The sequence below is a fragment of the Microbacterium sp. Nx66 genome, from assembly GCF_904066215.1.
GTDB classification, from domain to species: Bacteria; Actinomycetota; Actinomycetes; order Actinomycetales; family Microbacteriaceae; genus Microbacterium; species Microbacterium meiriae.
This window is the reverse complement of sequence record NZ_LR880474.1, coordinates 1,962,040-1,987,314: the sequence shown is the minus strand read 5'-3', so window position 1 is coordinate 1,987,314 and position 25,275 is coordinate 1,962,040. Positions and strand designations below refer to the sequence as shown.

Below are 25,275 nucleotides of genomic sequence, written 5' to 3'. Positions count from 1 at the left end.
ATGAGCGAACCCTCGATCTTCACGCGCATCCTCACCGGGGACATCCCAGGGGAGATCCTGCTCGACACCGGTCGCGTCTTCGCGATCCGCGACATCGATCCGCAGGCGCCGCTCCATGTACTCGTCATCCCGAAGACCGAGGAGTACCGCGACGTGACCGCACTCGCAGCCGGGGACCCCGAGCTGCTGGCGGAGATGGTCGCCGCCGCCAAGCGCATCGCCGAGGAGCATGCCAACGGCGAGTACCGCCTCATCTTCAACAACGGCGCGAGTGTCGCGCAGTCCGTCTTCCACGTGCACGCCCATGTGCTCGGCAACCTCGAGGAGAACAAGCTCGTTGGCTTCTGACGATCAGGAAACCGTCACCGAAAGGCTCTACGCCGACGGTGTCGCGATGGTGCAGCTGCTCGGTCCCCAGGACCGGCTGCTGCGGATGCTGGAGCGGGAGCACCGCGACGTGCAGGTGCTCGTCCGCGGCAACGAGATCACGCTCACGGGTGAGCGCGAGGCCGTCGCCAAGGCCAAGAACCTCGTCGACGAGCTGCTCGCGATGACCAAGGCCGGCCACGACCTCGCCCCGAGCGACGTGTCCAGCTCGGCGCGCATGCTCCGCCAGGAGGGGGGCCCGCGTCCCAGCGAGGTGCTCGGCGAGGCGATCCTGTCCACGCGCGGCAAGGTGATCCGGCCGAAGACGCTCGGCCAGAAGGAGTACGTCGACGCGATCGAGGAGAACACGATCGTGTTCGGCATCGGTCCGGCGGGAACGGGCAAGACCTACCTGGCGATGGCGAAGGCCGTCCAGGCGCTGCAGCGCAAGGAGGTCACGCGCATCATCCTCACGCGTCCGGCGGTCGAGGCGGGGGAGCGCCTCGGGTTCCTCCCCGGTACGCTCACCGACAAGATCGATCCGTACCTGCGGCCGCTCTACGACGCGCTCAACGAGATGATGGACCCGGAGATCGTGCCGCGCCTGATGGCGACCGGGACCATCGAGGTCGCGCCGCTGGCGTACATGCGGGGGCGCACGCTCAACGACTCCTTCGTCGTGCTGGACGAGGCGCAGAACACCACGCCCGAGCAGATGAAGATGTTCCTCACCCGTCTCGGGTTCGGGACGAAGATGGTCGTCACCGGCGACATCACCCAGGTCGACCTCCCGCAGGGAGCCTCCGGTCTCCGCCTGGTCACCCGCGTGCTCGACGGCATCGACGACATCCACTTCTCCCGCCTGACCAGCGACGACGTGGTGCGGCACTCGCTGGTCGGTCGCATCGTCGACGCGTACAGCGAGTACGACGAGCGCCGCGTGGCGCAGCGCACCGAGCGCGAACAGGCGCACGAGTTCGCCAACCGTGCCGAGCGACGCGGTGCCCAGCGACCAGGACCACGCGATCGCATGCCGAAACGAGGGCTCTCATGATCGAGATCAACAACGAGTCGGCGATCGATGTCGACGAGACCGTGCTGCAGCGGCTGACCGACTTCAACCTCGCGCAGCTCCACGTCAGCGCGGACGCCGAGGTCGCCATCGTCCTCGTCGACGAAGGGGCCATGGAGGCGCTGCACGTGCAGTGGATGGACGAACCGGGCCCGACCGACGTCCTCAGCTTCCCGATGGACGAGCTCCGCCCCGGTACCGAGGACCGGCCGACGCCCCCCGGGCTGCTCGGCGACATCGTCCTCTGCCCGCAGGTCGCGGAGACGCAGGCGCAGGCCGCCGGCCACACGCTCATGGACGAGCTCATCCTGCTCACCACGCACGGACTGCTGCACCTTCTCGGCTTCGATCACGCGGAGCCGGATGAGGAGCGGGAGATGTTCGGTCTGCAGAAGCAGCTCATCCAGGGCTTCGCCGCGTCCGAGCGTCGCCGGCGATGACGGAGCTGCTGCTGCTCGTCGCCGCCGTGCTGCTGGTGGCGTTCGGCGGCCTCATGGCCGCGATCGACGCGGCATACGGCGTGACCTCCCGTGCCGGCCTGGCCGACATGGCGACCGAGGGCCGCCGCGCGAAGGCGCTGGAGCGGATCGCCGCCGACCTCGACGCGCACGTCAACGCGGTCGCTTTCATCCGCGTCCTCGCGGAGGTGACGGCTGCCGTGCTCGTCACCGTGGCGTTCACGATCGTCTTCGAGAACATCTGGTGGGCGATGCTCGCCGCCGCCATCCTGATGACCGGCATCACCTTCGTCCTCGTCGGGGCGAGTCCGCGGACCTTCGGGCATCAGCACGCCGAGAGCATGATCCGGGGGAGTGCGAACGTCGTCCGCGGACTGCGCATCATCCTCGGGCCGATCGCCCAGGGGCTCGTCGTCCTCGGCAACCGGGTGACGCCGGGAACCGGACGCAGCTCGTTCTCCAGCGAGGACCAGCTGCTGAGCATGGTCGACGAGGCCGCGTCCAACGACCTCATCGAGGAGGACGACCGCGACCTCATCCACTCGGTGTTCGACTTCACCGACCAGTTCGTCCGGGCGGTGATGGTGCCGCGCACCGAGATGGTCACCGTGGGTGCGGAGGCGACGACCGACGAGGCGATGTCGCTCTTCCTGCATCGCGGCGTGTCCCGTATGCCCGTCGTCGATGATGAGGCCGACGACGTCGTCGGGGTGCTGTACCTCAAGGACCTCGTGCAGTTCGCGTACCGCGACGACAGCGCCTGGCGTGCGGCCTCCATCCGTCCGATCGCGCGACCGGCGACCTTCGTCCCCGAGTCGATGCGCGCGGAGACCCTGCTGCAGCAGATGAAGCGCGACGCGGTGCACGTGTGCCTCGTGATCGACGAGCATGGCGGCATCTCCGGCCTCGTGACCCTGGAGGACCTCATCGAGGAGCTCGTGGGGGAGATCTCGGACGAGTACGATCAGGTATCCGCCGAGTTCGTCGACCTGGGCGACGGCCGCTATCGCGTGAGCTCCCGGCTCTCGCTGGAGGACGTGGGCGATCTGTTCGGCCTGGAGCTCGAGGACGAAGACGTCGACTCCATCGGCGGTCTGCTCGGCAAGACGCTCGGCCAGGTGCCGCAGCCCGGTGCGACGGCCACCGTCCACGGCCTCGTGCTCACCGGCGGGGCTTCCCGCGGGCGGGGCCGAGGGATCGCGACGGTGTTCGTGGAGCGGGCAGCAGAGCCCGAAGATGTGCAGGATGAAGGAGAACGGCGCGATGACTGAAGACACCCGGAGCGGCTTCGTGACCTTCGTCGGACGGCCGAACGTGGGCAAGTCGACGCTCACCAACGCCCTCGTCGGCGAGAAGATCGCCATCACGAGCGAGAAGCCGCAGACCACGCGTCGAGCGATCCGCGGCATCCTCAACCGCCCGGACGGACAGCTCGTCATCGTCGACACCCCCGGCATCCACAAGCCGCGCACGCTCCTGGGCGAGCGGCTGAACGACCTCGTCGAGCAGGTGCTGGGCGACGTCGACGTGATCGGCTTCTGCGTGCCCGCGACCGAGAAGGTCGGCCCCGGCGATCGCCGCATCGCCGCTTCGCTGGACGGCTACCCGCGCGCGCAGAAGATCGCCATCGTCACGAAGACCGACGCGGCCGGGCGCGATGAGATCACCGAGCGGCTGATGGAGGTGGACTCCCTCCGCGAGGACTGGGCCGCCGTGATCCCGCTGTCGGCGCTGACGCGCGATCAGCTCGAGGTGCTGGCGGACGAGATCCTGCAGCTCATGCCCGAGGGGCCCGCGCTCTACCCCGAGGGGGTCACCACGGACGAGTCGACGGAGGATCGCATCGCCGAGATCATCCGCGAGGCCGCCCTCGACGGCGTGCGCGATGAGCTCCCGCATTCGATCGCCGTCGTGGTCGACGACATCGCCCCGCGCGAGGACAGCGACCTCACCGACGTGCACGCCTCCATCGTGGTTGAGCGGGACAGCCAGAAGGCCATCATCATCGGCCACAAGGGCAAGCGCCTCCGCGACGTGGGTGCCCGCTCCCGCGCGGGGATCGAGGAGCTGCTCGGGACCCGCGTGTTCCTCGGGCTCCACGTCAAGGTCGCGAAGGAGTGGCAGCGCGATCCCAAGCAGCTCGGCCGGCTCGGGTTCTGACATGCAGGCCCGCAGGACGTCGGAGGCGGCGGGCAGACCGCCGACCCCACCGACATGATCGGCCGCGGCGAAGACCCGAGCTCGCTGCGGGACCAGATCTTCACACGAGTGTTCGACGAGCACTGGGCGACGGTGCGCCACCATATCGAGGGCGTCGTCCCCGACGACGACGAGGTGAGCGAGATCGTGTCGGAGGTCTTCCTCGCGGCGTGGTCGCGACTCCGACCGACGCGGCCCCCGGGGAGGGTCTGGCTGCTCCGGGAGACCGACCGTCGGTTGCGCGCGCGGTCCCGGCGCTCATCCACCGCCCACGGGGCGATCGACGCCGTGCACTCAGGGCTCTCCGGCGACCCCGAGACCCTCGGCGGATTCGGACGCCGCGAAGTGCTCAGGGCTTTGGGTGTCCTCACTCCGCTGCAAAGGCGTATCATCATGCTCACGTACTGGGATGGACTCGCGGTGGGGGAGATCGCGGAGCTGCTGCGCACTTCTGAGTCCCGGGTACGGAAGACGTTGGCTCGTGCCGAGGATCGGCTGCGAGAGACGCTGGGACTGGAGGGGACGGGGAGTGCGTGATGAGTGACAATGCTCTGCTCGAGCGCGTGCTCGTCGAGGCCGATCCCGCGCGCACCCCGCGGGACGCCCCTCCGGACGCGCGCGCCATCGCCGCGCGTGATCGCATCATCCGATCTGCTCGTGCGCCGCGACGACGGCGTGCCAGGACGATCGGCTGGGCAGCGGGCCTCACGGCCGTCGCGGCGTCCGCCGCGGTGGCTTTCGGCGTCCTCCTCCCGCAAGGAGCCGCCGTCGCGGGAGCGCCGTCTCCGCTCGTGTTCGAGGCGGCCGGCTCGCTGAGCGATACGGTGGCCGCGGCGGAGGCGGACCTCGAGATCTTCAGTCCACCGGCGGAACCCGAGCGCTCGACGCGCACGGCGTTCTGGTCGTACAACGTCGAGGTCGACACCGAACGGGCCGAGGTCGTTCCGCAGTTCGCGACCTTCACCTGGGAGGAAGACCTCTCGGGAGAGGCCGTCGCCATCAACGGTGAGCCGTATGCGCCGACGGATGCGGTGGCGAACGGACAGGCCGAGGTGAAGAGCACGGGCGAGGTGGCATCCCGCGTCGTCCTCGCTCCGGGCGAGTTCGTCACTCCTGTCGTCGACGTCCCGGGCGATTCCGCCGCGGACGTGCGGGCGCTGCTGGTCGCCTTCGACATGCCCGAGCAGCCGACCGCGTTCGAGGCGGTCACGGCGATCACCTCCGTCTTCGGGCAGTGGACGCTGACGAACGCGCAGCACGCCGAGTTGCTGACTCTGATCGAGGAGTCCGGGGGCGCGGAGGCTCTGGGGACGACGACCGATCGTCTCGGCCGCCCGGTCGCCGGGATCCGTGTCATCTCCGCGGACGGCGTCGTCCGTGACGACGTGCTCGTATCGCTCGACACCGGCCGCATCGTGGGTCTCGAACGGACGGTGCTCAAGGACGACGGGGTGTTCCCCGCGGGGGCGATCGTCGACTACCGGATGTGGGACATCGACGAGGAGATGCTGCGATGACACGGCTGCGCATCGCCGTCGTGGTCGGACTGGCGCTGGTGCTGACCGGAGCAGGCGGTCCCGTCGCCGCGGCCACCGCTGAGGAGCCGACGCTCGACCCGTTGATGGTGCGTATCCTCGACGAGGTGCCCGGTGGTGTGGTGATCGACGCCGGCAGCGCCGTCTGGCCGAAGCTCGACATGGAGTACACCTCGAACACCGGGACCGTCCGCACTATGGCGCGTGCAGTCGGGAACTGTGCGACCGGCCGCATCTGCGCATACCGGGAGCTCAATCGCGTCGGCGCCATGCTGAGCTGGGGGAGCTGCACGACCATCGCGATCCCGTCGTCCTTCGCGACGAAGTCGGCGGCGAACGCCCGCACCTCCGGTTACATGCAGGTCCGGAACGGCAGCTCGGTCCTGGCGACGGTCTCCGCCAACGCGTGGAGCAACGTCTCCGGTTCCGCGACCAACATCCGCTGCTTCCTCTGAGCGTGCGTAGCGGCGATGCGGGCGAGAAGGTCGGATCGAGGGATAGGTCGATGAGTCGTGGCCGCGTTGCTGTCGCGTGCTGCATGTAGCCGATGCCGACGGAGGACCGTTCGAGTGAAGCGGGGCTTTCTCCGCGCTGCGGCCACCGGACTGACAGTGCTGGGTGTGGCGGCGTCGGCGGGGTGCGTGCCCACACGCCCCGTCTTCCTGGAGCCGGTGGCACTGACGGTCGTCGATGACCAGTTCGCGTGGGTGCATTGCCTCGACGAGCCCTGGGAGATCGACTACATCTCCACAGCGCTCCGTGAAGAATGGGGAGTTGAACAGGAGATCGTGCTCTTCTCGGCGACTGCCGATGAGGGAGGAGCGGTGGAAGTCCTGCCCGCTGAACCGATTCTCCCCGACACCTTTCCCGACTTCTCCGTGACCAGCAGCCACGCGTATCCCGTGTCGAGTCTGGAAGGGCCCGTCACCGTGTACGTCATACTCTCCGGGGCCGACCACCGCGCGGAGATGTCGTTCAAGGACGTTGCTGTCGAGGCCCTCGTTGAAGGTTCTTACGTCGACCACTCCGGGGAGGTGACCACTGAGCCCTGCGGCGGAGCAGGTTCTGTGCCGAACGCAACGCGCCGTCATGCTCCCGCGGGCGCATGATGGAAGCGAGGATGAAGGGTGGAATCATGGCGACGCACTGGGTGGCGACGGCGGCGGGGTCTCCCGAGTCGTGGGAGTTCGAGGAGTACGAGCCCGCAGCGCCGGGAAAGGGCGAGGTCACGATCCGCGTCCGGGCCGCCGGTGTGAATCCGGCCGACGCGAAGCATGTCGCGGCCCCCCGACCGGGGCTCGAGTTCCCCGTGCCCGTCGGATACGAGGTCTCGGGTGAACTCGCGGCGATCGGCCCTGCGACCCGCATCGGTTCCGGTGAGGCCGAGGTCGGCGATGAGGTCGTGGCGTTCCGCGTGCGGGGCGGTTACGCGACCGAGGTTACGGTGCCCGCGGCGAAGGTGTTCGCGAAGCCGTCCACGCTCACCCACCCGGAAGCGGCCAACCTTCTGCTCGTCGGCACGACGGCCGCGGAGATGCTCGCCGTCACCGGGGCGTCGCCGGGGGAGACGGTTTTGCTGCACGGGGCGTCGGGCGCGGTCGGTGTCAGCGTGCTGCAGCAGGCGCGGCTCCGGAACGTCCGGGTCATCGGCACCGCCAGCCCCGAACGCTTCGACGAGGTGCGGCGTTTCGGCGGGGTCCCGGTGGCCTACGGACGGGGCCTCGCTGATCGGGTACGAGCGCTGGCCGACGGACCGATCGCCGCGGCTCTGGATGCGGTGGGCACCGACGAGGCGATCGACGTGTCCCTCGCCCTGGTGTCCGATCGCCGCCGCATCGTCACGATCGCGAACTTCGCGCGGGCATCGGCCGACGGGTTCCTCGCGATCGCGGGGTCGATGCCGGACAGTGCACGATTCCGCGACGAGGTGCGCAGCGAACTCGTCGCCCTGGCGCAGAACGGCGACCTGGTGGTTCCGCTCGCGCGCACGTTCCCGCTCACCGAGGCGCCGGCCGCGCACCGGCTCCTCGCCACAGGGCACCCGGGCGGCAAGCTCGCGCTGGTCACCGACGCCTAGTCGATCTCGCGGAGCGCGGACGTGACGATGACCACGTCCTCGCCGTACTCGGCGTCGACCGCGTCCTGCAGCGTCCCGTCATCCCAGACGACCTGGAGCCACACGTAGCCGCGGTCCGTCGACACGGCGAGCGCGTCCGCGCCGAGGCGTCCGGCGATGTCGTTCTGCACGCGGTCGAGCTCATCCGCCGTGCTCGCGCCGTCCGCGCCGTCGGTCGGATCCTCCGGAGCCATCGGATCGTGGAGCGCGAGGAGGGCGGGCGGTGCGGTCACCGTGAACCGCTCGCCGTCCCAGGTGCCGGTGACCGCGTACGCCCCCCAGCGCGTCTCCCCGGACGCCTCGCTGCCGTCCACACCGTCCCAGCTCCACTCGTCGAGCGCGACTCCGTCGCACTGCGGCGGATACGACTCGCGGATCGCACCGAGACACAGCCGGACCTCCCCGGATTCGTCGAGGACCGTTCCCGTGGCGACCACGGTCCCCTCCGGCGGCGCGGGCTCCGCCTCTTCCAGGCGGGAGTCCGACGGGACCGTCGTGCTGGTCGGCGGCGACGATGCTCCTGGGCTCGCGGCGCAGCCGGCCAGCAGCAACAGCGCCGACACGACGCCGACGGCGAGGAGGGGACGGTCGCGGAAGGTGCTCATACCGACCAGTGTCGCGGGCACTCGCATCGTCTCGGGGCGTCGAAACACCTGCGGCTTCCCTGCTAGCATGACCACATGCCTTTCGGCGGTCTGCTTCTTCTTAGCTGCCGCGACGAGTCCTAAAGCTAGGGCCTTCCTCGTCGCGGCGCTTGTGTTGGCCCGTTCATCTTGACGAAGAGAAGAAGCCCCATCATGCAGAACACTCAGCGCCCGTCCGCGATGCCGATCCACAAGTACCGGCCGTTCCACGAGCAGATCACCGTCCACCTGCCTGATCGCACGTGGCCCGACGCCCGCATCACCGAGGCCCCCCGCTGGTGCGCGGTCGACCTCCGCGACGGCAACCAGGCCCTCATCGACCCGATGTCACCCGAGCGCAAGCGCGTCATGTTCGAGCTGCTCGTGAGCATGGGCTACAAGGAGATCGAGGTCGGCTTCCCGTCGGCGAGCCAGACCGACTTCGACTTCGTGCGCCAGCTCATCGAGGAGAACGTCATCCCGGACGACGTCACGATCCAGGTCCTGACGCAGGCGCGCGAGCACCTGATCGCTCGCACCTACGAGGCGATCGCGGGAGCCAAGCAGGCCATCGTGCACCTCTACAACTCCACGAGCGTGTTGCAGCGCGAGGTGGTCTTCCGCACCGACAAGCAGGGCATCATCGACATCGCGCTCGAGGGCGCTCGGCTGTGCCGCCGGTTCGAGAAGACCATCCCCGACACGCAGGTGTACTACGAGTACTCCCCGGAGAGCTACACCGGCACCGAGCTGGAGTTCGCGGTCGACGTCTGCAACCAGGTCATCGAGATCTTCGAGCCCACGCCGGACCGCAAGGTGATCATCAACCTCCCCGCGACGGTGGAGATGGCGACGCCGAACATCTACGCCGACTCGATCGAGTGGATGAGCCGTCACCTCGCCCACCGCGAGAACGTCATCCTGTCGCTGCACCCGCACAACGACCGCGGCACCGCGATCGCCGCGGCGGAGCTGGGCTACATGGCCGGCGCCGACCGTATCGAGGGCTGCCTATTCGGCAACGGCGAGCGCACCGGCAACGTCGACCTCGTCGCGCTGGGCATCAACATGTTCACTCAGGGCATCGACCCGCAGATCGACTTCAGCGACATCGATCAGGTCAAGCGGACGGTCGAGTACTGCAACCAGCTGCCGGTGCCGGAGCGCAGCCCGTGGGCCGGCGACCTCGTCTTCACCGCGTTCAGCGGTTCGCACCAGGACGCCATCAAGAAGGGCTTCGAGGCCATGGCCGCCAAGGCCGAGGCGCAGGGCGTGACGGTCGACGAGATCGAGTGGGCCGTGCCGTACCTGCCCGTCGACCCGAAGGACCTCGGCCGCTCGTACGAGGCCGTCATCCGCGTGAACTCCCAGTCGGGCAAGGGCGGGGTCGCGTACCTGCTCAAGTCCGATCACGCGATCGACCTGCCGCGCAAGCTCCAGATCGAGTTCTCCGGGGTCGTGCAGGCCAAGACGGATGCCGAGGGCGGAGAGGTCACCAGCGAGCAGATCTGGTCGATCTTCACGGACGAATACCTGCCCGCCGCCGACACCGAGGCCAAGTGGGGGCGGTTCGAGCTGCTCGCCACGCAGACCAGGAGCGACATGTCCGGTGACGTGGTGCTCGATGTCGTGCTGCGGGACGACGACCAGGAGGTCTCCGTCTCCGGCAACGGCAACGGTCCGGTCGCGGCGTTCGTCGAGGTGCTCCGGGGTCAGGGGTTCGACATCACGGTCTATGACTACGTCGAGCACGCTCTCAGCGCCGGCGGCGACGCGCAGGCCGCGGCCTACGTCGAGCTGCAGGTCGGCGACCAGCGCCTGTGGGGAGTCGGCATCGACGGCGACATCTCGACCGCGTCGCTCAAGGCGATCGTGTCCGGCGTGAACCGCTCGATCCGCAGCCGTCAGCAGGAGCTGGCCGCCGTCTGATCTTCCTTCGAATCGCGCGATCGGTCGTATCCGGCCGCCGGATGGGACCATTCGCGCGATTCGAAGGAGGGGGTCAGTCCATCCACTGCACCAGCTGCCAGATGAGGCCGTTGGGATCGGCGAACTGGCAGTAGCGTTCGCCCCATGGCTCGGTCTCGGGAGCGGTGACCACCCGCGCACCCGCGGCGGCGATGCGGGCGAACTCCCGGTCGATCTCGTCGACGACGAAGACGATCAGGGTGCCTTGACCGGCGGATCCGGCGATCTCCTCCGGACGGAACGTCGGGAGCCCGGTCTCGAGGAAGATGACGTTCGGGACGGGTCCCGGGTGCTGCAACGAGACGAAGCCCTCCGCGGACATCGCCTCCTCGAAGCCGAAATGCGTCATGGCGAAGGCGGCGGAGGCCGCCACGTCGGGGACGTTGAGCGAGAGGGCGGTCTGAGTGATGTTCACGATGCTCCATTCCGAAAGTCTGTACAGCGTACAGGGTTAAGTCTGGAGCGGTCTAGGCTATTCCCGATGACCAGGAATCTCGTCGATCTGCTCTGGCGGCACAGCCCCGCGGCTCCCGTGGCTCGGCAGCGCGGTCCGAAGGCGCGCCACTCGACGGATGACGTCGTGGATCGTGCCGTGGCGCTGGCTGACGCCGAGGGCCTCGGCGCGGTGACGATCCGGTCTCTCGCGCAGTGGCTCGAGCTGACTCCGATGTCGATCTACACGCATGTCAACAGCCGCGCCGACCTGCTCGTCCTGATGACGGATGCGATGCACGCCAGGATGCCCACCGAGCCTGCGCAGGCGTCCGGGTGGCGCGCGGAGGTCCGGGCGGTCGCCGAGGACAACCTGCGCCTCCTCCGGGCTCACCCCTGGCTCATCGACATCCACGACCCGCGGGTCGCGCTCGGCCCTGGAACCATCGCCAAGTACGACCGGGAACTTCACGCCTTCGACGGCCTCGGCCTCACCGCCGTGGATCGTGATGCGGCGCTGAGCTTCGTGCTCGACTTCACTCTCTCCGCGGCAGCACGCATGCGGGAGGAGGAGAGCGCGGATTCGTTCGCGGCCTCGTGGGCAGAGGCCGCACCGCGTCTGGCGGCCTATCTCGGTGACGGGATGCCGCTCGCCCGGTCAGTGGGTCAGGCTGCCGGGGAGTCGATGGGCGCCCCCTACGACGCTCGAGCCGCCTGGGACTTCGGTCTCGCGCGCGTGATCGACGGGCTCGCAGGCACCTGACCCTCCTTCGAATCGCGCGATTGGTCGTATCCGGCTGCGGGATGGAGTCAATCGCGCGACTCGAAGTCAGTCCTGGGGCTTCACGATCGCGATGGCGCCGGTCTCCGCGGCGACCTTGCGGCGGTACAGACGGCGCTGCTCCGGAAGCGAGACGTCGAACGTCACGGCGAGGATGCGGATCACAGCCGTCACGACGATGCCGATGACCGCCGCGAGCGGGATCGGCATGCCGACCGCGTTCGCGGCGACGATGAACGTGCAGCCGGCCGCGGCGGCCACCGCGTACAGGGAGCCGACGTGCATGATGGCGGTCGGCAGCCCCATGAGCATGTCGCGGAGGACGCTCCCGCCGACCGCGGCGCACACGCCGATGAAGACCGCGGGTACTTCGGGAATGCCGAAGGCGAGGGCCTTGCTCGTTCCGAAGGCGCCGAACATGCCGATCACCACGGCGTCGAGCACGACGATCGCGGTGTTGAGTCGCGTGAAGAGTCCGGCCAGGAGCATGCCGAGCAGCGCGGCACCCGCGGCCGTGACCAGGTACCACTGGTTCTGCAGCGTCGCGGGAGTCTGCCCGAGCAGGATGTCGCGGATGAGACCGCCACCCATGCCGATCATGATCCCGATGATCGCGACGCCCAGCCAGTCGAGCCGACGCTGTCCTTGGAACCCGGCGGCGAACATCGCGCCCTGCACTCCGCCGAGGCCGACGCCGAGGAGGTCCGCCCACAGCGGAATGGTGAAGAGCGGTTCGGTCACGCGTCCATTGTCGCGCACGGAGGATAATCGAAGGGTGCCCACCTACCGAGACGAAGCGGTGATCCTGCGCACCCACAAACTGGGGGAGGCGGATCGCATCGTCACGATGCTGTCCCGGCGGCACGGGAAGGTGCGCGCGGTCGCGAAGGGTGTGCGTCGCACCTCGTCGAAGTTCGGCTCCCGCCTCGAGCCGTTCATGGTCGCGGATGTGCAGCTCTACGAAGGCCGCTCGCTCGACATCGTGCAGCAGGCCGAGTCGCTCGGGGCTTATGGCACGGACATCGCCGCCCATTACGACCGGTTCACCGCCGCGAACGCCATGGTCGAGACGGCGGATCGGCTCAGCGACGCCGAGGCCACCCCGGAGCAGTACCTCCTGCTCGTCGGCGGGCTGCGGGCGCTGTCCCGCGGCGAGCACGCCCCGCGCAGCATCCTCGACTCGTACCTGCTGCGGGTCATGTCCCTCTCCGGGTGGGCGCCGTCCCTCGAGGACTGCGCGCGCTGTGGAGCCCCGGGGCCGCACTCCGTCTTCGTCGCGCAGCTCGGCGGCCTGGTCTGCCGTGCCGACGCGCCCGCCGGGAGCCCCCGGATCGCCGAGAAGACCCTGACGCTGCTGCGCGCGCTGATCCGCGGGGACTGGGACCTCATCGACGCCGCCCCGCACGCCGACACGGCGGCTGCATCCGGCCTCGTCGCGGCGTATGCCCAGTGGCACCTGGAGCGCGGCATCCGCTCGCTCGCGCACGTCTCGTCCACCCCCGGAGAAGGAGCACGGTGAGCCCGAAGCCCTACACGCACAAGGACGCGGTGCCCTACCGGCCGATCGACTGGACGGGCGTGTATCCGCCCGCGTTCCCCGCCGTCCCGGAGCACGTCGCCATCGTCATGGACGGCAACGGCCGCTGGGCGAACCGCCGGGGGCTCAACCGCATCGAGGGGCACAAGGCAGGGGAGGAGGTGCTGCTGGACGTCGTCGCCGGCGCGATCCAGGCCGGCGTGAAGCACCTCTCCGTCTATGCGTTCTCCACCGAGAACTGGGCTCGTTCGCCGGAGGAGGTCCGCTTCCTCATGGGCTACAACCGCGATGTGCTGCACCGCCGTCGCGATCAGCTCAACGAGTGGGGCGTGCAGGTCCGGTGGGCCGGGCGCAAGCCGCGCCTGTGGGGCAGCGTCATCAAGGAGCTGCAGTATGCCGAGCAGCTCACCCGCGACAACGACGTGCTCACCCTCACCATGTGCGTCAACTACGGCGGACGGATCGAGCTCGTCGACGCGATGCGGGCGATCGCGGCCGATGTCGCGGCCGGGCGGGTGAAGCCGAACGCGATCAGCGAGAAGATGATCCGCCGGCACCTGTACGTGCCGGACATGCCGGACGTGGACCTGTTCCTGCGCAGCTCGGGGGAGCAGCGCACCTCGAACTTCCTGCTGTGGCAGTCGGCCTACGCCGAGATGGTGTTCCTCGACACGCTGTGGCCGGACTTCTCCCGCGAGGAGCTCTGGCGTGCGATCGGGGTCTACCTCTCCCGCGACCGTCGCTTCGGCGGCGCGGTGGACACCCCGACGTCGGCCTGAGCCCGCAGCCAGCGCTCCGTCTCGCGCGGATGCGTCAGCCGCACGATCGTGAGATGCGGGAAGCGCTCCTGCACCTGGGGGAAGCGCTCGGTCCATTTGTGGAGCGTCGCGGTCTGCCACGCCAGGATGCTCTCCTCCGGCGTGCTCCCCAGCATCCGCCAGATCGGCTTCTCGACGTTCCCGTTCCACATCCGGGTGCGGAGGATGCTGCGGCTGAGGGTGCGTCGGAGCAGACGCGACCGCACCACGCGGTACGGGTAGTCGAGCCAGACCGCGAGCTGCGCCCTCGGAGTCAGGATCTCGTCGGTGCCCTTGCTCGTGTACTGCCACTCGGTCACCCAGCGCTCGTCCGCCGCGAAGGCGCGCACGTCGTCGAGGAACTCCGCCCGCGGGGTCCACTCCGGACCGTGGAACAGGCCGTCGATCTCCACGTGCCGCAGCTCCCAGAGCGCGGCGAGTCGCCGGGAGAGTGTCGTCTTCCCCGAGCCGGTGACACCGGCGACGAGCACGCGCTCGGGCCGGAAGGGAAGCGGATCATCGGCGGAGAGCATCCGAGGATTCTACTGACGGAATACGTCGGACGCGCGGGCGGTTGACCATCGTGTGACTGAACCCATTTCCATCGACATCTGGTCCGACATCGCCTGCCCCTGGTGCTACATCGGCAAGCGCAACCTCGAGAAGGGTCTCGAAGCCGTCGCGGCCGATGAGGATGCTCCGCAGGTCACCGTCACCTTCCACTCGTTCGAGCTCTCGCCCGACACCCCCGTCGACTTCGACGGCGACGAGATCGACTTCCTCTCCGGTCACAAGGGCATGCCGCGCACGCAGGTCGAGCAGATGCTGGCCAACGTCACGAACGTCGCCGCGAACGCGGGCCTGCAGTACCGGTTCGACCTGCTGCAGCACACGAACACCGTGAAGGCGCACGAGCTGCTGCACTTCGCGAAGGCCGAGGGGCGCCAGCACGAGATGGAGGAGCGGCTCATGTCCGCGTACTTCACCGAGGGCAAGCATGTGGGGCGCATCGACGACCTCGTGGCCCTCGCGGCCGAGGTCGGCCTCGATGCCGATCGCGCCCGCGCCGCGCTCGAGAGCGAGCAGTACCTCGCCGATGTCCGCCAGGACCAGGCGCAGGCTCGCGCGTACGGGATCCAGGGCGTGCCGTTCTTCGTGGTCGACGGTCAGTACGGCATCAGCGGCGCGCAGCCGCCTGCGGCGTTCGAGAACGTCATCCGCGACCTCTGGGCGCAGCGGAGCGCTGCCGTCGAGGCCTGACCCGCTCCGGCAGGCGACGGCGGGGACCCCGGGTCGGGGGTCCCCGCCGTTTCGCCGCCTGGCCTCAGATGCGCTGCTGGCGGGGGCCGAGGGGCAGCGGCTTCATCGGCTGATCGTTCGCGGTCAGGTCGATGCCCAGGTCCCTGGCGTAGACGACCCTTGTGGTGATCGCGACGTCCTCGCCGGTCTCCTTCAGCTCGAAGACCCGGCCCCCACGCATGCGGTTGCGCTCGGCGCCGGAGAGGCCGTACGCGCCGAAGCCGGTTCCCGGGGCGTATCCGAGCATCACGCCGTAGTAGTCGCCGACGTAGTCGTTGATGTGATCGTGTCCGACGAACACGCCCTTCACGTCGCCGCGCTCGAGGATCGCGTTGAACATCCCCGAGTTGAACGGACCGGGGCATTCGTCCTCGTTGCGCTCCCCGACGATGCCGTGACGGGCCTTGCCGCGCGCGGCGTCGGCCGCCGTGCGGGTGTCGACGCCACCCCACCACATGAAGCGGTGCTCCCACAGCGCGATGTGCAGGAACATGAGCCCGGGGACCTTGCGGCCGCGGCGCTGCTCCAGACGCTGTGACTGCTCGCGGTACCACGCCACCTGGTCCATGCGCAGCCAATCCCACGCGGGGTAGCCGGCGAAGTCCTGGCCGTCGATGGCATCCGGCGCGTATCGGCCCGAGTCCATCAGCCAGAGCGCGAACGCCTCCCGGTTCTTCTTCGCAGCGGAGCCGATCGTGACGATCGTGTTGCTCGTGCCCGTCACGCCGCGGGTGTTCTCGGCGTTCACGTTGTACTCGTACGAGCGGTAGATCTTCAGCATCCCCGCTTCATCGACACCGGACTGCGGCAGCGAGTCCTCGTCGTGGTTGCCATAGGTCACCGCCCATGGGATGCGGCGGGACTCCATCGGCATGACGACGTTGTTGATCGCCTGCTTCACGGCCAGCCGCGTCTCGCACCCGCCGGTGATCACGTCGCCGTTGATGACCACGAAGTCCGGCTTCTCCTGGTCGAGCACCTTCTCCATCAGCTCGACGGTGCGGCGGTCGGTGAGCTCGTCGTCCTGCGTGTCGTTGAACTGCACGACCTTGAAGGTGCCGTCGGCGCGGAACCGCAGGTTCCGCCGCTGTCCGGTGCCGGGCGAGGCGGGAACCGTCGCCGCTGCGGCGGGCGCGGTGCCGAGGGGGAGGGTGGTGCCGAGTGCACCGAGTGCTCCCGCGGTGAGGACGGTTCGCCGGCTGATCGGCAGTCGGTCGGGCATGCGTGGTCTCCTTCGTCTTCGGGCGGATATCGCCGCGGCGAGACTAGGGACATCAGATGTCGACGGGGAGGCCGGAAGGTGAACGCGGCCCGTCTCCGTGGCGCCGCGGGAGCGGTGCCCACGTGACGTGGAGGTGAACGACCGGACTCAGCGGGGGAGAGCGGCCTCGATCGCCTCGACGATCTCCGGCGCATCGGGCTTCTGCTTGGGACGGAAGCGCAGCACGTCGCCGTCCGGCAGCACGAGGAACTTCTCGAAGTTCCACTCGACGCGGCCGGCCTTGCCACCCGCGTCCGGCGTCTCCTTGAGTGCCTTGTAGAGCTCCGCGGCGTTCTTGCCGTTGACCTTGACCTTGTCGTTCACCGGGAAGGAGACGCCGTAGGTCGTGGAGCAGAACTCGAGGATCTCGTCGACCGAACCGGGCTCCTGACCGAAGAACTGGTTGCAGGGGAACCCCACCACCGTGAAGCCGCGGTCGCCGAATCGGCGCTGCAGCTCCTCCAGCTGCTCGTACTGCGGGGTGAGGCCGCACTTGGAGGCCACGTTCACCACGAGCACCACATCGGCACCCAGATCGTCCAGAGTCTTCTCCTGCCCCTGGGCGTCGGTGAAGGGGATGGAACGGAGCGCGGAATCGGTCATATGCACAGCTTAGGTCGCCGCATCCCCACCGGCTCCGGGTCTGGGAGAATGGACACGCCATGACTGTCGCCACCGCCCCCGCCCGCCCGCTCCGCATCGGCCCGATCGACCTCGACGTGCCGGTCGTCCTCGCGCCGATGGCCGGGATCACGAACACGGCGTTCCGGCGCCTGTGCCGGGAGTACGGGGCCGGCCTGTACGTCAGCGAGATGATCACGTCGCGCGCCCTCGTCGAGCGCAACGAGACCACCATGCGGCTGATCCGGCACCACGAGTCGGAGACGCCGCGCTCGATCCAGCTCTACGGCGTCGACCCGAAGACCATCGCCGAGGCCGTCCGCATCATCGTCGCGGAAGACCACGCCGACCACATCGACCTCAACTTCGGCTGCCCGGTCCCCAAGGTGACCAGGAAGGGCGGCGGGGCGGCCCTGCCGTGGAAGTCGAAGCTCTTCGCGGACATCGTCGATCAGGCGGTGAAGGCCGCCGGCGACATCCCGCTCACGGTGAAGATGCGCAAGGGCATCGACCGCGACCACCTCACCTTCCTCGACGCCGGCCGCGCCGCAGAGGATGCCGGGGCCGCAGCCGTCGCCCTGCACGCGCGCACCGCGAGCGAGTTCTACTCCGGACACGCCGACTGGAGTGCGATCGGCGAGCTCAAGCAGGCGGTGACCAGCATCCCCGTGCTCGGCAACGGCGACATCTGGTCGGCCGAGGACGCCGTGCGGATGATGGCGGAGACCGACTGCGACGGCGTGGTCGTCGGCCGCGGATGCCTCGGACGGCCGTGGCTGTTCGGGCAGCTCGCCCTCGCCTTCGGCGGAGAGGGCAAGACGGTCGATGCGACCCTCGGCTTCGTCGCCGACGCCTTCCGCCGGCACGCGGAGCTGCTCGTCGAGTTCTTCGAGGACGAGGACCGCGGCTGCCGCGACATCCGCAAGCACGTCTCCTGGTACTTCAAGGGCTACCCGGTCGGCGGCGACATCCGGACGGGGCTGGCGACTGCGTCGAGCCTGCAGGAGATCGACGACCTCCTCGGACGGCTCGACCGTGCGGCACCGTACCCTGGTGCGGACGCCGAAGGGCAGCGCGGACGCGCGGGGCACCCGAAGAGGACCGCTCTTCCGGAGAAGTGGCTGGAGTCGCGCGAGCTCGCCTCGTCGGCCTCGGAGATGATGCGTGGAGCGGAGATCGAGAACAGTGGCGGATGACCCCCGGGTCGGCGCACGCGCCGACGGCTATGACGCGCGCGACGCGGAGCGCTTCTTCGCGGAGACCCATCGCTCGGAGCGGGACGATTTCGCCCGCGACCGTGCCCGGGTGCTGCACTCGGCCGCGCTGCGACGGCTCGCCGCGAAGACCCAGGTGCTCAGCCCCGCCAGCACGGCCGACTTCGCCCGCAACCGCCTGACGCACTCGCTCGAGGTCGCCCAGGTCGGCCGGGAGCTCGCCGCCGCCCTCGGGGTCTCGGCGGATGTGGTCGACACCGCGTGCCTGAGCCACGACCTCGGTCACCCGCCGTTCGGTCACAACGGCGAGCGGGCGCTGAACGAATGGGCTGAGGCCATCGGCGGCTTCGAGGGCAACGCCCAATCGCTGCGCATCCTCACGCGTCTGGAGGCGAAGGTGCTCGACGGGGGCGGCTCCTCCGTCGGTCTGAACCTCACGCGGGCGACGCTCGACGCGACCTGCAAGTACCCGTGGACGGTCGACAGTCCCGTCCCCGACCCGGGGGGCCGGCTCAAGTTCGGCGTGTACCCGGAGGACGAGGCCGTGTTCCGCTGGATGCGCGACGGAGCGCCGGGGCGGCTGCGCTGCATCGAGGCCGAGATCATGGACCTCTCCGACGACATCGCCTATTCGGTGCACGACTTCGAGGACGCGATCGTCAACGGCTACGTCGACGTCGCGCAGCTCGCCGATCCCGCTGCCCACGAGGCCCTGCTCAGCCGGATCCAGCAGTGGGTCGGTTACGACTTCACGCGTGATGAGCTCGCCGATGCGCTCTACCGGCTCGCCTCGCAGCCGATGTGGCTGGCGTCCTTCGACCGCTCCCGACAGGATCTCGCGCGGCTCAAGAACCTCACCAGCGACCTCATCGGCCGGTTCGCGCGGGCGGCGGTCTCCGCCACGCGCGAGGCGTTCGGAGGCACGCGGCTGGTCCGCTACAACGCCCATGTCATCGTGCCGCGCGTCGTCGAGGTCGAGATCGCGGTGCTCAAGGGGATCATGGGTCAGGCGATCGTCACGATCGACGCCAGGAAGGGCGTCTACAAGGAGCAGCGGCGGGTCCTCAAGCGGCTGGCCGACGCCCTGTGGTCCACCGACACCCTGTGGTCTGCCGGCGCCGACGTGCTGGAGCCGGCGTTCGCTGCCGACTTCGTCGCGGCGGAGAGCGATGCGGAGCGGGCGCGGGTGGTCGTCGATCAGATCGCGAGCCTGACCGATCAGAGCGCGATCGATTGGCACAACCGGCTGGTCGGGGAGATCGACCCGGCGGAGGTCGGCATCTGGACGCCGCGTCATGCGCGCCCCGGCGCGCGCACGCCCGTCGAGAGGCGGCCCGTCGCAGAAGGCGCGCGCTGATGCCCCGCATCCGCCAGGCCGACGTCGACGAGGTCAAGGCCCGCACCAACATCGCCGACATCGTGGGGGAGCGGGTCGCGCTCAAGTCCGCGGGGGTCGGTTCCCTCAAGGGCCTGTGCCCGTTCCACGACGAGAAGAGTCCCAGCTTCCACGTCCGCCAGCAGGTCGGCTACTACCACTGCTTCGGATGCGGGGAGTCGGGCGACGTCTACTCCTTCCTCCGAGCGATGGATCACGTCAGCTTCACGGAGGCGGTCGAGCGGCTCGCGGGCCGCATCGGCTACACGCTCCACTATGAGGACGGGGGCGCGGCGCCGGAGACGAGCGGCCGCAGCCGGCTCTACGCGGCGAACACGGCCGCCGCGGAGTTCTTCCGCTCCCAGCTGCTGTCGCCCGATGCCGAGGCCGCCCGCCGATTCCTCGGGGAGCGCGGTTTCGACGCGGGCGCGGCGGCGCACTTCGGCGTCGGCTTCGCCCCGCGGGGCTGGGACGGCATGCTCAAGGCGCTGACCTCCCAGGGATTCACGCGGGAGGAGCTGAGCACCGCGGGCCTCGTCTCGACGGGACAGCGCGGCGTGTACGACCGGTTCCGGGGGCGCCTGGTCTGGCCGATCCGGGATGTGTCGGGGCAGACGATCGGCTTCGGCGCCCGCAAGCTCTTCGACGACGATCAGGGCCCCAAGTACCTCAACACCCCCGAGACACCGATCTACAAGAAGGCCCAGGTCCTCTACGGGCTCGACCTCGCCAAGCGCGACATCGCGCGCGGCGACCCCCGTCGGGTCGTCGTCGTCGAGGGGTACACCGACGTGATGGCCTGTCACCTCGCGGGCTTGACGACCGCGGTCGCGACCTGTGGGACGGCGTTCGGCGCCGAGCACATCAAGGTGCTCCGGCGGGTGATGGGCGATGACAACGCGTCCGGTGAGGTCGTGTTCACGTTCGACGGCGACGAGGCGGGACAGAAGGCCGCACTGCGGGCGTTCACGGAAGACGACAAGTTCAACGCCCAGACCTTCGTCGCGGTCGCGCCCGACGGCCTCGATCCGTGCGACCTCCGGCTGCAGCGCGGCGACGCGGCGGTGCGCGGCCTCATGGACGCGAAGCAGCCCATGTTCGAGTTCGCGATCGACCGCAAGCTCGCCGGCTTCGATCTCGCCACCGTCGAGGGCAGGGTCGGTGCTCTCCGTGCCGCGGCCCCCATCGTCGCGGAGATCCGCGACCGGCTGCTGCGCCCCGGGTACGAGCGGGTGCTGGCGCGCCGGCTCGGCATGGACCCGACCGAGGTGCACGGGGAGGTGGAGCGTGCCGCCCGTGGGGCGCAGTCCGCCGCGCCCCAGACGCGCCGAGAGAGCACGCCGCGGGTCGACCCGTCCACGGGCGCTCCCGTGGTCGCTGCGGTCACACTGGCCAGCCTGCCCCGCTCACCCGACGTCGCCGTGGAGCGCGACGCGCTCATGGGGGCTCTGCAGTACGGACACCAGGTCGATGCGGCGCTGCTGACCCGGGCTCTCGCCGAGCCGTTCCGCACACCCGGCCTCGACGCGGTGCGCGAGGCGGTCGCGGCCGCGCCCGACCGCAGCCGCCCCGGATGGGTGACGGACGCGGTGAACAGTGTGCGCGAGCCCTACCGCTCCCTCGCCGGCGAGCTGTTGATGACGCCGTTCCCGGCACGGGATGAGGCCGGAGCGGTGGCCTCCGCGACCGATCTCGCGCGACGCCTGGTGCTGCGGCAGCTCGAGCACGAGAAGCAGGAGCTGCTGGGCGCGGTCCAGCGCGTCCCTGCGGACTCCGACGGCGGGCGCGCGCTGCGGGTGCGGCTGCGGGACATCGACGTGGAGCGCCAACGCTTCTTCGCCGAGTCGTAACCGGAACGGTCCCGGACGAGACGGCAGGATGGACATATGCCCCGCACGCCCGAATCCTCGAACGCGATCGAGTGCTCCGATCTGGTCATCGACCGGATCGGTCACGGCGCGCCCAATCGCGCGGTCGACGGCGTGACGTTCTCGCTCGCTCCCGGGGGGCTGATCTGCGTCGCGGGACCGACCGGCTCGGGCAAGTCGACCCTCGTCGCCGCGCTCGCGGGCTCGACCGATCCCTCGGTGCGCGTCGTCGGCGGCCGGGCACAGGTCTGCGGCATCGACATCCGCCGCCCAGGCCGCAAGCACCGCATCCTCACCTACCGCACGGGCTTCGTGCCCCAGGGCGCCGGGGCGGACCTGCCGCCGCAGCTGACGGTCAACGAGGTCATCGCCGAGCCGATCCTCATCCGGGAGAAGCGCGTCAACACCCGCGCGCTCTCGATCCGCGTGGCGACGCTCCTCGATGAGCTCCACCTGCCGCTCGGGACCGCGGCGAAGTTCCCGTACGAGCTGAGCGCGGGGATGCGGCAGCGCGTCGCGATCGCCCGCTCGTTCGTGCTGGAGCCGCGCGTGCTCATCGCCGACGAGATCCTCGCGAACCTCGATCTGGAGGTGCGGCCGGTGGTCTTCGACGCCATCACCCGGCGTCGCAAGGAGGAGGGGATGGCCGCGCTCCTGGTCACCAACGACGCGGACTTCATCCGGGAACTCAACGCCGAGACGCTCATGCTGCGTGGGGGCCATGTCGTCGCGCGCGGCGTCGGGAAGGACCTGCTGTGGGTGCCCAATGCGGAGTCGGATTCACGCCGCTGAGCGCGACACGCCCGACGGCCGCGGAAGGTGCCCCGGTGTCACGAACCGCGTCCGGAGTTTGCTAAGCTTGACGAGTTGCCCGCACAGCGGCGCACATTCCTCGGTAGCTCAATTGGCAGAGCAGCCGGCTGTTAACCGGCAGGTTCTTGGTTCGAGTCCAAGCCGGGGAGCCAACGAGAGAAGCCCCCTCCACGGAGGGGGCTTCTCTCGTATCCGGACCGCACGATCGCGCCGGACGCAGAGGAAGAGCCCCTCCACGCGGAGGGGCTCTTCTCTGCGGGGAGCGTCGTTCAGCCGACGCCCTCCATGGCGCTCGTCTCGGTGTTGCCGATCCGGGCGATCACATCAGGCCGGCGACGGGCGAGGTAGGCGTACCGGGTCAGCGCAAGGGCGACCGTCACGAGGAATACGTACGGGATCACGTTGTACGGGAAGGCCGGGACGGGCCACACGTTCGCGAAGAACACGTACGCCATCGTCACGACGGCGACCGTCGCGCAGACCTTCACGAGACCGTTCCGCATCTTCGCCCGCTGGGTGTAGACCACGCACGCGATGGCGACGAGGGCGTAGGCGACCATGTAGCCGTAGGTGCCCCAGGTGTTGACCCAGACGAGGATGTCGCCCGTCGCGGCTCCCGCGGCCAGCAGCACGATGTCGACCGTGATCGCCGCAGCACCGGCGAGGATGAGTACCCGGTGCGGCGTGAGGTGCTGCTCGTGCGTGCGGCCGAAGCGCTCGGCGACGACGCCTTCCTTGCCCATCACGTAGACGATGCGGCCGATCACGTTGAGCGGGGCGACGACCACGGCGAAGAACGACGCGGACACGCCGAAGGTGAGCACGGCCGCGAACCAGCCCGGCATGCCGATGAGGGCGGACATGCTCTCCAGCGGGCTCGCGGCGGTGGCGAGGTCGTCGCCGAGCACCGCGATCTGCGTGTAGGCGGCGAAGACGTAGAGCACGCCGACACCGAGGGCGCTCCACATGATCGCGCGGGGGATCGCCTTGTACGGCTCCTTGGCCTCGCGCCCCAGGGCGTCCGCGGAGGAGAAGCCCACGAAGCCCAGGATGCCGAGCACCATGCCGGACGCGATGCCCTGGAACGAGGAGCCGGTCGCGAGCACCTGCGCGGGGTCCCAGGCGGAGGGCCCCGCCCACGCGAGCGCTGCGATGAGCAGCACGAGGATGATGCCGACGGAGAGCAGCTCGAGGACGAGCGAGACCCGGGCGGAGAGCCGGATGCCGCGGATCGTGAAGAGGGTCGCCAGGCCACCGAGCAGGATCGCCAGGCCGACATCCCACCCCAGGCCCTGCGCGGGCAGGCCCAGCATGCTCAGGAACTGGCCCATGTAGCTGACCGAGCCGCTGAGGGAGGCGGCCGCGATGCCGAAGCAGCCGATCAGCAGCGTCACGCCGGCGAGGAAGGCGCCGAACGGCCCGAGACCCTTGGAGACGTAGGTGTAGAGCGAGCCGGCGGAGGCGTGCTTGCGGGCGAACACCACCACGCAGTACCCGACGCACAGGATCACGATCGTGGCCAGGGCGAAGGCGTAGATGGTGCCGTTCCCGGCGCCGAGGAAGATGGCGGCGGCCGTGAAGGCGATGACGGCGCTGGGGGCGATGTTGGCGATGGCCTGGGCGGCGAGCTCGGGTCCGCTCATGACGCCGGTGCGGAGGCCGGCATCCTGCGGGGCGCCGGGCGGGGCGACGACGGTGTCAGACATGGTTCTCCTGGATTCGGGTTTCAGGGATGGGCCGCGCGCGGCGGTCAGGGGATGAGGAGGGTGCGGAGGGCCGAGCCGCCGTCGAGGTCGTCCAGCGCGGCGGCGGCCTCGGACAGCGGTCGGCGGCCCGAGATCAGGGGGTCGATCTTCAGCTGCCCGTCCATGTAGCGGTCCACGAGTGCGGGGACGTCGATCGACGGTCGCACCGAGCCGTAGTTCGAGCCGAGGATGCGCTGGTCGGCCTCGGCGAGGACGAGCGGCTCGAACGAGGCACGCGCCCCTGTGGGCGGCAGGCCGACGATCACGGCGGCGCCGCCGAGTCCGAGCATCTGGATGGACTGCTCGGTCGTGGATGTGCGTCCGATCGCGTCGAAGGCGTAGTCGACGCCGTCCGGGATGAGCTCGCGCAGCTGTGCCACGGCGTCGCCCTGAGAGGCGTCGATGCGGTCCGTGGCGCCGAACTGCAGCGCCATCTGCGTCTTCTCCGGGCGCACGTCGATCGCGACGATACGCTCGGCGCCGGCGAGACGGGCTCCCTGGACGACGTTGAGGCCGACGCCGCCGCAGCCTATGACGGCGACGGTCGACCCCGGCTCGACGGCGGCGGTGTTGAGAACGGCGCCGACACCGGTCGCGACGGCGCAGCCGACGACGGCGATGACGTCGAGGGGCGCGTCGTCGCGGACCTTCACGGCTCCGGACGCGGGGACGACGACCTCTTCCGCGAACGACGAGACACCGAGGTAGTGGTGCAGCTGCTCGCCGTCGAGGCTCAGCCGGGAGGTGCCGTCGAAGAGGACGCCCAGCGGCGCGACCACGGTCGCGACCTTCTGGCACCGCGCCTCGTGGCCGGCGCGGCAGTACCGGCACTCGCCGCACGGCGGCACCCAGCTCAGCACCACGTGGTCGCCGACAGCGAGGGTGGTGACGCCTTCGCCGAGCTCGGTGACGACCCCGGAGCCCTCATGGCCCATGACCAGGGGAGCGGCCGCATCCCACTCGCCGCGCTTGACGTGCAGGTCGGAGTGGCAGACGCCGGCAGCGGCGATGCGCACGCGCACCTCACCGGCGCGGGGCGGGGCGAGGTCGACGTCGACGAACTCGATGGGCGACTGGGGGTCGCGGAAGACAACAGCTTTCATGACATCCTTCGGGAAGTGGGGATGCGCACGATGCTAGGAGAGAGCGGAAGGCCTCGGCATCCGACAGAAGCGTGAAGAGAACGGCTGCTCTT

Annotated in this window: 27 protein-coding genes and 1 tRNA gene; 20 read left to right on the top strand and 8 right to left on the bottom strand. The window is 69.5% G+C overall.

Features of this window, described 5'->3' with window-relative positions; translation table 11 throughout:
• From MICNX66_RS09460 to MICNX66_RS09415, 10 genes are all read left to right on the top strand, one after another.
• Window positions 1-348, top strand: a complete 348-nt coding sequence (locus MICNX66_RS09460; RefSeq protein WP_101845350.1) for an HIT domain-containing protein — start codon at window positions 1-3, stop codon at window positions 346-348.
• Between the two features lie 46 nt (window positions 349-394).
• Window positions 395-1,420: a PhoH family protein gene (locus MICNX66_RS09455; protein ID WP_232089241.1), complete on the top strand. Its 1,026-nt coding sequence runs from the start codon at window positions 395-397 to the stop codon at window positions 1,418-1,420.
• Window positions 1,417-1,878 (top strand): rRNA maturation RNase YbeY, encoded by a 462-nt coding sequence (gene ybeY, locus MICNX66_RS09450; RefSeq protein ID WP_025103688.1) that lies wholly within the window; start codon window positions 1,417-1,419, stop codon window positions 1,876-1,878. The genes MICNX66_RS09455 and ybeY overlap by 4 nt, the downstream gene beginning before the upstream one ends.
• Window positions 1,875-3,167: a hemolysin family protein gene (locus tag MICNX66_RS09445; protein ID WP_187661664.1), complete on the top strand. Its 1,293-nt coding sequence runs from the start codon at window positions 1,875-1,877 to the stop codon at window positions 3,165-3,167. The genes ybeY and MICNX66_RS09445 overlap by 4 nt, the downstream gene beginning before the upstream one ends.
• The gene (era, locus tag MICNX66_RS09440) at window positions 3,160-4,056 is read left to right on the top strand and encodes a GTPase Era (protein ID WP_187661663.1); all 897 of its coding nucleotides are present in this window, start codon (window positions 3,160-3,162) and stop codon (window positions 4,054-4,056) included. Before MICNX66_RS09445 ends, era begins: the two co-directional genes overlap by 8 nt.
• Window positions 4,057-4,110: 54 nt before the next feature.
• Entirely contained in the window at window positions 4,111-4,632 is a 522-nt protein-coding gene (locus tag MICNX66_RS09435) for an RNA polymerase sigma factor (RefSeq protein ID WP_187661662.1), read from the top strand.
• Window positions 4,632-5,612 (top strand): hypothetical protein, encoded by a 981-nt coding sequence (locus MICNX66_RS09430; RefSeq protein ID WP_187661661.1) that lies wholly within the window; start codon window positions 4,632-4,634, stop codon window positions 5,610-5,612. Before MICNX66_RS09435 ends, MICNX66_RS09430 begins: the two co-directional genes overlap by 1 nt.
• A complete protein-coding gene (locus MICNX66_RS09425; RefSeq protein ID WP_187661660.1) occupies window positions 5,609-6,085 on the top strand; it encodes a hypothetical protein in 477 nt (158 codons plus the stop codon). Before MICNX66_RS09430 ends, MICNX66_RS09425 begins: the two co-directional genes overlap by 4 nt.
• Before the next feature lie 165 nt (window positions 6,086-6,250).
• Window positions 6,251-6,739, top strand: a complete 489-nt coding sequence (locus MICNX66_RS09420) for a hypothetical protein (RefSeq protein WP_187661659.1) — start codon at window positions 6,251-6,253, stop codon at window positions 6,737-6,739.
• 26 nt (window positions 6,740-6,765) lie between these two features.
• The gene (locus tag MICNX66_RS09415; protein ID WP_187661658.1) at window positions 6,766-7,707 is read left to right on the top strand and encodes a quinone oxidoreductase family protein; all 942 of its coding nucleotides are present in this window, start codon (window positions 6,766-6,768) and stop codon (window positions 7,705-7,707) included.
• Here MICNX66_RS09415 and MICNX66_RS09410 read toward each other — a convergent pair.
• Window positions 7,704-8,351, bottom strand: coding sequence for a hypothetical protein (locus tag MICNX66_RS09410; protein WP_232089032.1), 648 nt, complete (start codon window positions 8,349-8,351; stop codon window positions 7,704-7,706). The two genes, MICNX66_RS09415 and MICNX66_RS09410, sit on opposite strands and share 4 nt — an antisense overlap.
• A gap of 192 nt (window positions 8,352-8,543) precedes the next feature.
• On the opposite strand from MICNX66_RS09410, the gene leuA reads away from it, so the two are divergent.
• Window positions 8,544-10,298, top strand: a complete 1,755-nt coding sequence (leuA, locus tag MICNX66_RS09405; protein ID WP_187661657.1) for a 2-isopropylmalate synthase — start codon at window positions 8,544-8,546, stop codon at window positions 10,296-10,298.
• Between the two features lie 73 nt (window positions 10,299-10,371).
• Here the strand turns inward: leuA and MICNX66_RS09400 are convergent, their stop codons facing one another.
• The gene (locus MICNX66_RS09400) at window positions 10,372-10,752 is read right to left on the bottom strand and encodes a VOC family protein (RefSeq protein WP_187661656.1); all 381 of its coding nucleotides are present in this window, start codon (window positions 10,750-10,752) and stop codon (window positions 10,372-10,374) included.
• Between the two features lie 66 nt (window positions 10,753-10,818).
• Between MICNX66_RS09400 and MICNX66_RS09395 the strand changes: the two genes are divergently transcribed.
• Entirely contained in the window at window positions 10,819-11,532 is a 714-nt protein-coding gene (locus tag MICNX66_RS09395; protein ID WP_187661655.1) for a TetR/AcrR family transcriptional regulator, read from the top strand.
• A 66-nt stretch (window positions 11,533-11,598) separates the two neighbouring features.
• On the opposite strand, the gene MICNX66_RS09390 is transcribed toward MICNX66_RS09395, so the two are convergent.
• Window positions 11,599-12,291, bottom strand: coding sequence for a trimeric intracellular cation channel family protein (locus tag MICNX66_RS09390; protein WP_187661654.1), 693 nt, complete (start codon window positions 12,289-12,291; stop codon window positions 11,599-11,601).
• Window positions 12,292-12,325: 34 nt separating this feature from the next.
• Between MICNX66_RS09390 and recO the strand changes: the two genes are divergently transcribed.
• Window positions 12,326-13,069, top strand: a complete 744-nt coding sequence (recO, locus tag MICNX66_RS09385; RefSeq protein ID WP_187661653.1) for a DNA repair protein RecO — start codon at window positions 12,326-12,328, stop codon at window positions 13,067-13,069.
• Complete coding sequence (locus tag MICNX66_RS09380; RefSeq protein ID WP_187661652.1) at window positions 13,066-13,866, top strand: isoprenyl transferase; 801 nt, start codon at window positions 13,066-13,068, stop codon at window positions 13,864-13,866. Before recO ends, MICNX66_RS09380 begins: the two co-directional genes overlap by 4 nt.
• Here MICNX66_RS09380 and MICNX66_RS09375 read toward each other — a convergent pair.
• Window positions 13,809-14,417, bottom strand: coding sequence for an AAA family ATPase (locus MICNX66_RS09375; RefSeq protein ID WP_187661651.1), 609 nt, complete (start codon window positions 14,415-14,417; stop codon window positions 13,809-13,811). The two genes, MICNX66_RS09380 and MICNX66_RS09375, sit on opposite strands and share 58 nt — an antisense overlap.
• A 52-nt stretch (window positions 14,418-14,469) precedes the next feature.
• Between MICNX66_RS09375 and MICNX66_RS09370 the strand changes: the two genes are divergently transcribed.
• Complete coding sequence (locus tag MICNX66_RS09370; RefSeq protein WP_085607723.1) at window positions 14,470-15,144, top strand: DsbA family oxidoreductase; 675 nt, start codon at window positions 14,470-14,472, stop codon at window positions 15,142-15,144.
• 64 nt (window positions 15,145-15,208) lie between these two features.
• On the opposite strand, the gene MICNX66_RS09365 is transcribed toward MICNX66_RS09370, so the two are convergent.
• Both MICNX66_RS09365 and MICNX66_RS09360 read right to left on the bottom strand, forming a co-directional pair.
• Window positions 15,209-16,405, bottom strand: a complete 1,197-nt coding sequence (locus MICNX66_RS09365; protein ID WP_187661650.1) for a metallophosphoesterase family protein — start codon at window positions 16,403-16,405, stop codon at window positions 15,209-15,211.
• A 147-nt stretch (window positions 16,406-16,552) separates the two neighbouring features.
• A complete protein-coding gene (locus MICNX66_RS09360) occupies window positions 16,553-17,047 on the bottom strand; it encodes a glutathione peroxidase (protein ID WP_187661649.1) in 495 nt (164 codons plus the stop codon).
• 59 nt (window positions 17,048-17,106) lie between these two features.
• Between MICNX66_RS09360 and dusB the strand changes: the two genes are divergently transcribed.
• From dusB to MICNX66_RS09335, 5 genes are all read left to right on the top strand, one after another.
• Window positions 17,107-18,261 (top strand): tRNA dihydrouridine synthase DusB, encoded by a 1,155-nt coding sequence (gene dusB / locus MICNX66_RS09355; protein WP_187661648.1) that lies wholly within the window; start codon window positions 17,107-17,109, stop codon window positions 18,259-18,261.
• Window positions 18,251-19,636, top strand: a complete 1,386-nt coding sequence (locus tag MICNX66_RS09350; RefSeq protein WP_187661647.1) for a deoxyguanosinetriphosphate triphosphohydrolase — start codon at window positions 18,251-18,253, stop codon at window positions 19,634-19,636. Before dusB ends, MICNX66_RS09350 begins: the two co-directional genes overlap by 11 nt.
• On the top strand, window positions 19,636-21,504 hold the full coding sequence (gene dnaG / locus MICNX66_RS09345; protein WP_187661646.1) for a DNA primase: 1,869 nt from the start codon (window positions 19,636-19,638) through the stop codon (window positions 21,502-21,504). Before MICNX66_RS09350 ends, dnaG begins: the two co-directional genes overlap by 1 nt.
• 36 nt (window positions 21,505-21,540) lie before the next feature.
• Window positions 21,541-22,314 (top strand): ATP-binding cassette domain-containing protein, encoded by a 774-nt coding sequence (locus MICNX66_RS09340; protein WP_187661645.1) that lies wholly within the window; start codon window positions 21,541-21,543, stop codon window positions 22,312-22,314.
• 97 nt (window positions 22,315-22,411) lie between these two features.
• Window positions 22,412-22,487, top strand: a tRNA-Asn gene (locus MICNX66_RS09335).
• 117 nt (window positions 22,488-22,604) lie between these two features.
• Here MICNX66_RS09335 and MICNX66_RS09330 read toward each other — a convergent pair.
• Together MICNX66_RS09330 and MICNX66_RS09325 are read right to left on the bottom strand one after the other, a co-directional pair.
• Window positions 22,605-24,041, bottom strand: coding sequence for an APC family permease (locus MICNX66_RS09330; RefSeq protein WP_187661644.1), 1,437 nt, complete (start codon window positions 24,039-24,041; stop codon window positions 22,605-22,607).
• 44 nt (window positions 24,042-24,085) lie between these two features.
• Window positions 24,086-25,183 (bottom strand): alcohol dehydrogenase catalytic domain-containing protein, encoded by a 1,098-nt coding sequence (locus MICNX66_RS09325; RefSeq protein ID WP_187661643.1) that lies wholly within the window; start codon window positions 25,181-25,183, stop codon window positions 24,086-24,088.
• Window positions 25,184-25,275: the final 92 nt, after the last annotated feature.